Genomic DNA, 11,745 nt, shown 5'->3' on the forward strand with positions numbered 1-11,745 from the left:
TAATATAAGCTTTTAATAAGCGTTTACATTTAAAATCATCCCATCAATGAATTGGCTGAAGATGCTTCCAAGTACTAAGTTGCCCTGCTTTCCCTCGTGTTCGATAGCGCCAAGGCGTTTTGAGATATTCTATTATAATAGCCGCTCCTGAATTTTCAGGAGCGGCTACACGCTTAATTTATATTGATTTTAAATCCATCCCCTGCTTTGCCACCCAAGACGATCAAGCCCCCTTGGGGCAGAACAACCGAATTGTTATGGCTGGCAGTTGAAAAATCTACAACCGCTCCGTTTTCATCATAGACAGCGAACCCTCCACTTGTTGGAACATCAACGGTCATCGTTTTATGGGCTGCGTTTTTATCTATTTTAAACCATGTGGCTTGGCCATTGGATGGTATAGTGTACTGTGATTTCCCACCTAGGATAGGTTTAATAGCATCCTCACTGATGTAGGACTGTCCATCTATGGTTAAATACTCTGAACCATCCTTGGTAGTAAAATTCAAATCAAATGCATCTCTTCCACTCATAACTGGAATTTCAACGGCATTAACAGCTTTATTCTCATCCACAATTTTAGTACCACTTGCGTATCCCTCATGATCAACAGATATTTTTTTCGTAATAAATGATGGAGCCAAATAAAAAATAGAAGATATCTTTTCATCCAGGGCATAATAATTTTTCCCGTTTCTATGTTCCCATGCCTTTTTAACTGTAGTATTTAGAGGATTGGCATCAAGCTTTTGATATTCATAAATTACCATAACCATTTGACCTAATCCCGGAAAGTTTAAATATAAGTTAGCCTTAATATACGTTTTTCCGTTTATTTGTTTGTCAAAGCTTATGGCTACACTGCCATCACTGCTCTTGAATTGTCCATTGCCTGCATACACATATTTTTGCGCCGGGACGAATCCATCCAGTAAAGCTGGTAACTCAAACTCTCCATTTTTAATCTCTACATTGATGGTTGTACCCACAGTGCCATATAATCCAGAATAAGAAAGCAAGTCAGATGGCATTTCCACTTTTACAGGAGGCTCAAATGTTTTATCCGGTAGGATGTCTTTAATGATGCCCTTGTCTTTTAAATGCTCCAATAAAACATTAGAAGCAAAAATACTATCCAGGATGGAAGACCCTCCAGATGAAAGCACAGCCATAGAGATATGATGCTCTGGTAGGGTGATCAAGACAGAGTGATACAAAACAGTGTCTCCCCCCTTGGACAACGCAGTTATTCCGTAATCACTAAATGGTGCCAAACGAACCGCGTCCCAGCCAAGGCCATAATTAAAGCTGTTTGTCTCTTCAGATACCCATATTCCTTTTCGATATTCATGGCTTTGCATGGACTTTGCTGATTGTTCAGATAAAATATCAGTTCTATTCCCTGTTAATACTTCTGCAAACTGGGTCAATTCTTCTGCGGTAGAGTATAAGCCCCCTGTCCCGATGACATTGGCATTTTCAACGGGTAAGGCTCCCTCAATCGCAGGAAAATAAGTTTTGGACAGCTTTTGTCTATCAAACTGATCGAGTGGTGTTTTCGTAGAGTTCAAACCCAAAGGGGCACTAACATGCTTTGCCAGAAATTCGGTATAACTTAGACCACTCACCCGTTCAACCAATATTTCAAGCAATTGAAAACTATCATTACTATATACAGAATATTCGCCAGGGTTCGATTTTAAAGTTTCTGATTGTAATCTCAGCAATAGCTCATCATGATTTTCTGTATCATTGTCATTAAACAACATACTATTTTTATAGTGAGCACCATAAAGACCTGACGAATGATTTAACAGCATACGTGGTGTGATTTTTTTGTACCTTTCATCAGACATTTTAAAGTCCTTAATGTATGTTGTGAGCGGCTGATCAATATCTACCTTATGGGCATCCACCAACATCATCGTTGCAGCAGATACATACATTTTGCTTGTGGAGCCAATACCGAACATTGTATCGTTGGTGATTGGCTCGTTGGTTGCTTTGTTCTTTACACCTACGCTATCCGATAATACGATGTTTCCATGATCCATAATGGCATACTGCACACCGCTAGCACCGTATTTGGATACCAGCTCTGAGGCCAGATTGCGGGCCTTTTCCTTGATGGGTTCAGGATTGTCTTGAGCAAAAGCATTCGTCATCGGCAGTACAACAAGCATAGCCGAAATGAACACAGCTATTATTTTCTTCATTCCATATTTCCTCCTCTTATAGGTTCCCAGAATTTATTGCTGGACTGATCATACAATGAACGAGGATTCTATATAGCAAATTCACCCTAAAACGAAAAAAACAATCCCTAAACAGCATGATGTTTAAGGACTGTCTTTATAAAATGGTAATAAAACCATATTATTGAATATTTTATTTTTCATTTCAATGGTCATGTTACCACCATATTTGTCACATATTCTAGATATATTGGTTAAGCCAATACCATGAATATCCGGGTTTGATTTTTGACTTTGCAAATGGGCCACTTCATTCTCCATATGATTCAGAATGTGAATGAAAAGCGCAGATTCATTGGAATGTATTTTAATAAGAATATACCTATCATCCGCAATTTTGACCTTTTTAGATGCTTCTATGGCATTATCCAGCATATTACCCAGAGCGACACACAAGTCATAACGTTCAATATTTACTTTCTGTGAGTATAGGTTGAGCTGGGTATCCACCTTGATGCCATTGGCCTGAGCAATATTAAGACTATTTGTGACAAGAGCATCTATAACCAGATTACCGGTGTTAACCCTCTGATAGGCTCCTTCGATTTTATTTAATGTGACCTTAATATGTTCACTTGCCTCAGCTAATTCATTTCTCTTGATACATTCGTCAATATACAAAAACTGTTGGTGTGTGTCGTGAATGATTCTTTTCATATTTTTAAAGCTGTGAACTGTTTTTTCGTAGTTAGCATCTTGGTAGTCCATCTGATGTTGTAGTTGAGCATTTTCATGCATTAACTGGAATTTTTCAATGACATTATCGAAGATGTATATGATAAAAACATTTAAGGAAATAAAGCCAATAATAGATACAAAATAATACATATTCTTTTCACTATAAACAGATAACACATTGACCTGGTATATACTTATGATAGGAACGATTAGAAATAAAATGTAATAACGGGCATGCAAAGGGAAGGTTCTGCGTTTGGCAAATAATCGTATAATCTGAATGACAGCAAACATGATAATACAGCTGAGTAACATAACCTTAGAAAATATCAAGTGATCTTGACTGCTCAAATGGCTAAGGTTGCTAACTTTAACAGAGCCTACAGTATATAAAATATAAAGAGATATAAAATTAACGATGGTGATCAACACAGCATAAAGGATGGAAAAAATGATCTTTGTCTTTATTTCCACAGTATAAGACTGGGCCAAGCTAAATATGACAAATAACGCCAAAATGGAGGAAAACGTAGGAGACAGATAAACACTTAAATATAAAAAATTCAGCAGCCCGAAAATAATGAAATACATCATTCTGTTCGGCTTTCGACTGGACTTATCAAAAACCGAGTTGAAGTAAAAATTCACCTGAAAGCACATCACCAAGACAACACATAGGTTAAGAAACAGGGAGTTATATTCCATCATATTATTGCATCTTCATGATCATAAATTTGGTATATAGATCTTTAACTTCTTTTATTTTAGAACGTCCAATAGGCAACTTCACATTATTTGACATCAGAACATCACCGCCAGCAAATTTTTTGACATGAATTAAGTTTATAATAATCGAACGATGAATTTGCAGAAAATTATATTCCTTTAATGCTAAAGCATAATCTGAAAGAATCCCTTTGCTATCATAGGTTTGTGTAGAGGTTACAAAATGCAGTTTGTTTTTTATGGTCAAGCTTTTGGCCACTTCAATACTAATGATATCATCATATTTTAAAAGCACTTCTTCATAAGCTGACTTGATGATAACGAATTTTTTATCAAGAGATTGAAAATACTGACACAGTTTTATCATTTTTTCCTCAAAGATATGGGAAGCAATTGGTTTTATTAAGTACTGAAAGGTAACTACGTCAAAGCTTTCTAGCATATATTCGGGATAGCTCGTTAAAAAAATGATCTGTTCATCAAGGTGACGTAAACTCCTTATTTTTTGAGCTGTTTGAATTCCGTTCATGCCGTTCATTTCAATATCCAATATTAAGATATGGAATGGCGATTCATGGTTTAAATAATGAGCTACCAGCTGTTCTCCTGAGTTGAATAACTCAATTTTAAATTCTATATTTGTTTTGATGGATAAAGCAATCAGCATATTTTTAACAAGCTCTCTTTGCTTGTACTCATCATCGCAAATAGCTACTCTATACATAAATGCCATACACCTCTTCCCCATTGCATGTTGCGTGGAATTATAGTCTGAACAGTATACAATATTTTAATATTCTATACATAGCTTTTGGATAAAACGCAAATTCAAATCCCTTAAATGCGAGTTATTGTGTAAGAGCACAACTTGTGATTTATTAGGAGGGTAGGAATTGATGTATTAGCGGAACGACGACTTTCACCCATAAGCCTTATTGGAGGAATTTATGGAGAACAAAAAGTATAATTAATCAATTCATCTATCTGGATATTATAAAAATTAGTAAGAAAAGAAAAGTAATGTAAGTGTTAAAGAAATTAAAGCCTTATTTGCTAAAGCCGATACTAATTACCTTAAACTTTACTTAGAGCAGAAAAATGGAGAAATTTATAAAGAAATAAAGAAATTAGAGGAACTTAATAAACGAATAGAAATATTAAGGACAACTATTCATAAGCAAAATTTGTATTTTCGAGTTTGCCGATAGGTAGATTAAATACAGTTACTGCTTCATCAAGGCGGACAAATCCATTGTGGTCATAGAATCCATAGTTACTCATTGTGTCTGTATACACATAAATTTTAGTTGCTTTTGTATTTCTTAAGTAAGAGATGAGCTCATTGAATAATTTTTTGCCTATCTTTTTTCCTCTAGCTTTTTCAGAAACAGCAAAGAATTCTAAGCAACCCTGAAACTCATCTTCTTTTCCTCTAATTAACTTGCTGTATGCCTCATTAGTCATGGAGGTGAGTTCAACAAATACTTTTCGTTCTATGTCATTTAGATTTAAGAGTTGTAGCAATTCACTTGTATAATCTTCCTGTAGCATTCTATAAGATGTTGTTTCACCAACTCTTGAACCAAAAATTACACCAATGACTTCTCCATCTAATATAGCTACTCTTCCAAAAGTACTTTTATTTAATATTGGACTTATGAACATCATTGTAACTGCTGCATTTATCACGCCCTCATCCTCTATAAAATCCTTTGCGTTCCAAGTATCCGCAATAATTGCTTTAATAGGTTCTATATCTTCTTTTCTAATGTCTCTAATATCTAAGTTCATTTTGATTCCTCCTTTTAATTGATTAGCTTACAAATTGAGTTTAATGTATCCCCTAATGGGGAGAGTCAAATATTTAATGCAATGCTTTTTTTCAACTAACCGTTTAAATAGTTATGTTAGACTGGTGAGAACCAAAAAATGCCGGACTCTATTACAAGGAGTCCAGCATTTTCAGGTGAAACTCATATAAATCTTTATGTTCAAATGAAATAATTGATTGCTTTATGGTGCTCAACAATACACCTGTTATAGAAATACTTAATTACTTAGAGAAAAATTATATGACTTATACTTTAATTTCCACAGCTAAGCATTTCAATTTTCATCCAAACTATCTAAGTAATTTAATTAAAAGAACTACCAATAGATCTTTTTCAGAAATTATATTAATTCAAAAATTGACTAGGGCATCTGTTGACTAGGGCATCTGTTTCGCTTTAAAATACTTATATTCCTATTTATGGGATTGAAAACGAAATAGGTTATAACACCAAAAGAATTTCGAGATAATCCTATTTCTAAATCTATTTAGAAATTTAAGTAAAATCACTTTTTTTTGCAGTTTTTCATACTATCATTATGTTAACTAAAAAATCCCCTAGCCGGTCTATTCAGCTATCTCCCCCTGAACACGCAAAAGCAGCCCTACAGGGCTGCCTCTTCTGCTGTAATCATACTAATTGCTCGTATATTTTACCCAGTCATATTCGGCGTACAATGGATTGACTCCGTTATATGGACCTAACCAGCTATCTACTCCGGTGCCATTCCATAAATTCATCATAATTTGGCCTGGCGTTTTCGGTATGTTCGTAGTTGCTGTATGCTTTAGAACCCCGTCAACATACCACTTAATGTATCCTGGCTGCCAATCGAATGCATAGGTATGGAAGCCACTTGATGCATCAAAACCCAGATCGACAACCTTCTCATGACCACCGACCCCGTTTGTATAATAGTTAAATTGTACTTTTGTTGTGTCTTTTCCTAAAAATTCAATATCTATTTCATCCCATTGCGTGCCATTAGCAGGTCCCGTATATGTGAAAAAGGAAGATACGATTCCTGTATTTTTAGCAGGCTTCATGTTGACCTCGTATAAGCCGTATCTGTAAGTATTCTTCGAACGATACTCTCCGCCGTCAAATTTATTATACGCAGAACTCGTTAAGCTAAGCTTCATTTTGCCATCGTTAGTAAAATTGACATTATTGGCACGCCAAGTGCAATTAAACATGTCCCCATTGGAATATCCATCTGCCTTTTGCCATGTACTCGGATTATAATAACTTAATGGCTCCCAGAACACATTCGCCGCAAAAGCGCTTACCGAAAAAAACAGAGAAACTATACCCGTGATCACCAGTGTAAACCAATACTTCTTCTTCATAAATACACCTCCAAGAATAATTTCAAATATGAATAAAGTTGTGGAATGCGGTTTCCAGCAACGTGATACAGTCTGCCAAAAACCAATTAATAGAGCTTGCCTGGACATTTCACCGCCGATCGCGCTCACTTGGACTAACAGGGCGGATCTCTCGATTTTACAAAAGGTCCCAAACAACTACTGTTTCGACGAGCGATCATAATGAAAATTCAATGAAATCCACGTAGGCATCCCAAGTGCCGTCATCGCTCGTCAAGGTGAGTTTGATCTCCTGATCTCCGATAGCGTGAGTAATATTGGACATGGTTTTGACAGTTGGTGTTTTGCCTGTGAAATTGAAGGAACCTACAGTTGTTCCTCCAATAACCAAGTCCACCTTGGCCGTACCAGCATTGCTTGAAGCCCCCCGCACTGAGATATTATGCGTAGGGTTGGCAAAATACTGTGAATATGAAGCGTAGTCAGCATTGGCATACAAGGCGACTCCGTCAAACGGTGCACTGATCTTGCCTGCATGAGTGCCGCCAATATTTATATTCTCGGTTTCAACTTTTGTTACCGTATTTTCCCCCGTGTTGGGAGTGAATTGCCAGGCATCCAAATTCAACAGATTACCGTTACTTGACCCGGTAAACACCAGATAAACGTTGTGAACTCCTGTTGCATTATTGATCGTGGTCTCTACTTCTCTCCAGGTTTGCATACCTCCAGTTGAAGGTACTTTCAAGGAACCGACTAGAGGACCTGTTTCACTGTCAAGCCGTACTTCAATGTTGCCACCGACATTTGTAGCCACATTAGCTTTGAACGTCTTCGCTCCGGTAGAGCCAAAATTAGCCTTTCCAACAGCGATCCAGTCCCCATTATGGATGTTGGTCACATTCAGATTGCCAATCGGGCCGCCGCTGGCTTGCGTGGGTTCGGTCGTAATGCCTGCTTGCCAGGCAATGGTCTCCGCTTCAACTCTGGTATACGGATTCATATTGGATAGCTGCGCGATTCCTGTCATATTCCCTTGCACCTCAGAGATGCTTCCGTCCTCCTTGTGCACCAGCTTATTAATATGCGGAGAGCGATAGCCCTTTCCAGCTCCAATTTGAGCCTTGCTGACCGTTTGGGCATGGTATACGACATACCATTCATTCTTAAAATTAAATACAGCATGGTGGTTGTTGCCGCCAACGCCGAAGAACGTATACGGATTTTTCAGGAAATGACCTTTATAAGTGAAGGGACCCATCGGGTTGTCGCTAACCATATAGCCGATTTCACCAGCAGGGTACTGTGGAGGGTGTGTTCCGGCAAAGTTGATACAGTACGAATAGTAATATTTGCCGTTGTACTTATGAATACCGGAATCTTCAAACAGGTAAGGAGCATCAATAGTGGTGGCACTTCCGATAACGCTTGTCATATTTGCGCCTAATTTGATGACTCTGGCGGTTTTCGGATTTGCAATGGAAGCCGGATCGGATTCATTAGGAATTCCGCCACCGCTATACAGGTATCCCGTGCCATCATCATCTACCAGTACAGCCGGGTCAAAAAGCCAAGTCACGCCAGCCATCCCAGGTGTACTATGTGTCACAAGTGCTTTGCCAAGGGGATCTGTCCAAGGTCCGATAGGCGTGTCCGCTGTCAGGACACCAATACCTGCTCCCCCATTGGCGAAATATAAAAAGAACTTGTCTCTGCCATTTATTTTTTTATGCGCAACTGCTGGAGCCCAGGAGTTAGAGGCCCATTTGGCAATGCCTCTTCCACCGTTTTTGTTGTTGGCACCTGCGACTGGTATCGTTCCGTGATCCGTCCAGTTTACCATGTCTGTGGAGGATATGACCTGGATACGATCCAGCCTACTAAAGTCGTTCTCTTTAATCGATCCATCCTTGTTATACACGTACGTATCACTTGACATGTAAATATACACTCTTCCATCATATACCAATGAATACGGGTCAGCTCCCAATTTGTGATCCATTAGAGGGTTGGAATTTCCAGGTAGTTTAGCCAGTGGTCGATTGGCAGCATCTACATTTAGCATGGGAAAGACACTCAGCAATAAAGCGAAGGAAAGAAATAAAACTAGACATTTTCTAATCATAACATAACCTCCGTTTTTTATATGGTCTAAAGCCGAGCTATCCGTAAATATATCAAATTTATGGATATGCTCAGACCTTTACCCGTAAGGAGAATGACGTGAAGAATGGTAAGAGATAGAATTGGATTGAAATCGCTTACAAATCGTTGTTTGGAAACATTCTACAAGAAGGAACGCTAGCATCAATTATGTAATTCTATTTATAATAATGGTTTTATTTGGGACAATTATAGCGTACTCTACCAAATATAACAATATCATTCTAAATTAAAAAGAGCACATCAAAAGGGATGTAACCTAATGATTTGCTCCGTGAAATACTGACATCTAATCAAGCGATCCTAGCTTCACTCTTGAGACCTTCGACCCCCAATCGGTATAACTAAGTCATAGCGAGATATTGTGCCGAAATCAAGTTTTGATAATTGCCAAACATAGCACTCAATATTTTTTCTTTAGGCTGTTACATTAAAATTCTTGAGCTGCCAATATGGCTTGACGCATTGCTCGCTCCTTTATGCTCTGTGCTTGGTCCGGCTGCTCACTGATACCTTCAACAAAAATAGCCTGCACTTCATCAATACCCAACAAGTTCATGATAGCTTTTACATAACTGTGGCTGAACTCGACATCTTTAAACTTCCCGTGGGAGAGAACCATACCGGAAGCCTGAATGTGCATTACTTTTTTGCCTTGCTGAGTCCCCGTCAAACCAGACAAACCCCGCAGCCCATTATCGGATCGCTTATTGGTTTTTCCTGTAACCGTAACTGCGTCAATGTACGTTTTCAAAACCGACGGAAAAGATAAGTTCCATATCGGATTGACAATGACGATTTTATCAGCCGCCATGAATTAATCGACAATCTCGCGCATCCGTTCCGCTTTGACCTTCGACTCCTGGCTCAATTCATCGAAGGAAGGACCACTTGGCGGTTGCCCCCAACGTCTTAGAAGATGAGCGTCGATTTGCGGAAGATCCATGCGGTACAGATCTACATGAATGACTTCATCGCCAGAGTTGGCCTCCTGATAGGTTTGGATAAACTGTTTACCGACCGATAAGCTGTAAGTATCGTCTTTGAAAGGATGAGCAGTTATGTACAATACAGTTGCCATGATAAATCTACTCCTTTGTTATGATTGGAATAATTAAGGATATGTTTGCTGTCGTGCCCGTGCCCATATCGCCAACCGATGGGCATCGAATGTAATGGACATCCATAACCACGTCTCTCTGACTTTCGGATTGAGCTCGAAGCTGCGGAAAACAACTTCCATTCTGAGTACCTCCCCTCTCAAATATTTCCGGGATTTATAAGTTGTAATAACAAACATTACAACAGATTCAAAAAAACTTCACCTTTTCCGATTGATATGCTCTGCAAGCTCGGAAATCGACTCACACATCGTAATGTCAGCCAGGATCGCTTCCATTGCATATGGGACTCCTCTTAACGATCAGTTCCAGAACAGCTTGGACATTTGCACAGACCGAGCAGTCGGGATTCGGCAGTTCATGGATATGAAAAGCTTCCCCTCTTTCACGACTTCCACCGTCCGTTAAACATCCAACCGTATAAATTCTTCGAGTCCTTTAATCAAAAAGGCACTCACTGCGCCAGCTCGCACCGCCTATCCGCTTTCTTTAGCTGCCCGATTATTTTCCGAAATAATAACCGGATTTGTACGGACGATATCGGTAATCCATATCGATGCATAGTGCGCATTCTTGGCGGTAGCTAGCAAGGAAAGAATGTGAACTGCTATTGAGAATCTGCTGCTTATTTTCATTACTGGTTCCTTCTCAATGAAACCGTTATAGTTACAGGTTAAAATGAAAGTCAAGAGGGGTTTTGAAATGCAAGCACCAACTTTTTTTACTTTTATTGGTCGTTCATAAACTGCATCCCCCCAAAGGAATACCGCTTTTTCTCAAAGATGTAAAACAAAAAGGAAACCGTTTCCTGGCAAAATGGAAGTGCGACCCACCATTTATGAAAGAAACGGTTCTTTGTGCATTCAATATATCATGGATTAAATCCATCTGCTAATAGACTGGAGGATGATATTCCTGTCCATCAGGAAGGAGTAGGAGAAGTTCTAGAACCAGGTGAAGGGCTGAACTGATTCCCTGAATCCATTCATATATATTGAAGATGTCATTCAGCATGCCCCTCCTTTTGATTACGCTATTAGAGCCAAATCATATAATCTGCAGGGTCAAATTTTGTATCGCACCAATCAGTTGACGGAGGCTTTAAAAAGCTCCAACAATGCTCTGCTGCTGACCAAGCAATTTACAGTCGACAAATTGCTTTATGTCAATGTTCTTCTCAACCTTGGCATCTTTCACTGCCATCTGGATGAGATTACTTCTGCGTTAACTCATTTATTGGAGGCTCAGCAAATTAATCTACAAAACAGTACATTTTATAAGTCTGGCGAAATTTCAATGACGATGGGAGTATGCTATAAAAAATTGGGTATTCTGTACAAAAAGATCAAGAAATATGATGAATCTTTAACCTATAACGAGAAATCTATTGAGCCTTACTCCTTGTTATCCGATGAAGAAGGCCTGATCAATTCCAAACTAGAGCTTGCTGATCTATACATTGATATTCAAAACATTGAAGAAGCGAAAAGGATCTGTGATGATTTTTTGCATGTAAATATGAACTTGGATTTAAAAGCCCAGCTCAATATATTAATAGGACGCATTGACTCCTGTAATGGAAATCTAGCACAAGCTCTGGATCACTTCTTTTTAGCTCACACTATATATTAACAAAAGCAAG

Annotated in this window: 8 protein-coding genes and 2 pseudogenes; 1 reads left to right on the forward strand and 9 read right to left on the reverse strand. The window is 38.6% G+C overall.

Going from position 1 to position 11,745, the window contains the following annotated elements; genetic code table 11:
* Window positions 1-173: 173 nt before the first annotated feature.
* The 9 genes and pseudogenes from OIU26_RS20800 to OIU26_RS20840 all read right to left on the reverse strand — a co-directional run bounded on the left by OIU26_RS20800 (window position 174) and on the right by OIU26_RS20840 (window position 10,738).
* Window positions 174-2,216, reverse strand: coding sequence for a serine hydrolase domain-containing protein (locus OIU26_RS20800; protein WP_264217884.1), 2,043 nt, complete (start codon window positions 2,214-2,216; stop codon window positions 174-176).
* Window positions 2,217-2,339: 123 nt separating this feature from the next.
* Entirely contained in the window at window positions 2,340-3,641 is a 1,302-nt protein-coding gene (locus OIU26_RS20805) for a sensor histidine kinase (protein ID WP_264217885.1), read from the reverse strand.
* Window position 3,642: 1 nt separating this feature from the next.
* Window positions 3,643-4,383: a LytR/AlgR family response regulator transcription factor gene (locus OIU26_RS20810; RefSeq protein WP_264217897.1), complete on the reverse strand. Its 741-nt coding sequence runs from the start codon at window positions 4,381-4,383 to the stop codon at window positions 3,643-3,645.
* A gap of 443 nt (window positions 4,384-4,826) precedes the next feature.
* Entirely contained in the window at window positions 4,827-5,450 is a 624-nt protein-coding gene (locus OIU26_RS20815) for a GNAT family N-acetyltransferase (RefSeq protein ID WP_264217886.1), read from the reverse strand.
* A 676-nt stretch (window positions 5,451-6,126) separates the two neighbouring features.
* Window positions 6,127-6,840 carry a beta-glucanase gene (gene bglS, locus OIU26_RS20820; RefSeq protein WP_013371213.1) on the reverse strand — a complete coding sequence of 238 codons (714 nt, stop codon included), beginning with the start codon at window positions 6,838-6,840 and terminating at the stop codon, window positions 6,127-6,129.
* Window positions 6,841-7,036: 196 nt separating this feature from the next.
* On the reverse strand, window positions 7,037-8,944 hold the full coding sequence (locus OIU26_RS20825; RefSeq protein ID WP_264217887.1) for a carbohydrate-binding protein: 1,908 nt from the start codon (window positions 8,942-8,944) through the stop codon (window positions 7,037-7,039).
* Window positions 8,945-9,412: 468 nt separating this feature from the next.
* A pseudogene (locus tag OIU26_RS20830) lies at window positions 9,413-10,063 on the reverse strand (FMN-dependent NADH-azoreductase).
* A gap of 33 nt (window positions 10,064-10,096) precedes the next feature.
* Window positions 10,097-10,225, reverse strand: a complete 129-nt coding sequence (locus OIU26_RS20835) for a hypothetical protein (protein ID WP_264217888.1) — start codon at window positions 10,223-10,225, stop codon at window positions 10,097-10,099.
* 78 nt (window positions 10,226-10,303) lie between these two features.
* Window positions 10,304-10,738 (reverse strand): annotated as a pseudogene (locus OIU26_RS20840) (Rrf2 family transcriptional regulator).
* A 436-nt stretch (window positions 10,739-11,174) separates the two neighbouring features.
* Here OIU26_RS20840 and OIU26_RS20845 point away from each other — a divergent pair.
* A complete protein-coding gene (locus OIU26_RS20845) occupies window positions 11,175-11,735 on the forward strand; it encodes a hypothetical protein (protein ID WP_264217889.1) in 561 nt (186 codons plus the stop codon).
* The last annotated feature ends 10 nt before the right edge of the window (window positions 11,736-11,745 follow it).

The organism is Paenibacillus sp. BT-177 (assembly GCF_025846815.2).
In the GTDB taxonomy this organism is placed as follows: Bacteria; Bacillota; Bacilli; order Paenibacillales; family Paenibacillaceae; genus Paenibacillus; species Paenibacillus polymyxa_C.

Coding starts and splice junctions, on each gene's coding strand:
- OIU26_RS20800 (WP_264217884.1), bottom strand. CDS start 2,216: ATGAAGAAAATAATAGCTGTGTTCATTTCGGCTATGCTTGTTGTACTG.
- OIU26_RS20805 (WP_264217885.1), bottom strand. CDS start 3,641: ATGATGGAATATAACTCCCTGTTTCTTAACCTATGTGTTGTCTTGGTG.
- OIU26_RS20810 (WP_264217897.1), bottom strand. CDS start 4,383: ATGTATAGAGTAGCTATTTGCGATGATGAGTACAAGCAAAGAGAGCTT.
- OIU26_RS20815 (WP_264217886.1), bottom strand. CDS start 5,450: ATGAACTTAGATATTAGAGACATTAGAAAAGAAGATATAGAACCTATT.
- bglS (WP_013371213.1), bottom strand. CDS start 6,840: ATGAAGAAGAAGTATTGGTTTACACTGGTGATCACGGGTATAGTTTCT.
- OIU26_RS20825 (WP_264217887.1), bottom strand. CDS start 8,944: ATGATTAGAAAATGTCTAGTTTTATTTCTTTCCTTCGCTTTATTGCTG.
- OIU26_RS20835 (WP_264217888.1), bottom strand. CDS start 10,225: ATGGAAGTTGTTTTCCGCAGCTTCGAGCTCAATCCGAAAGTCAGAGAG.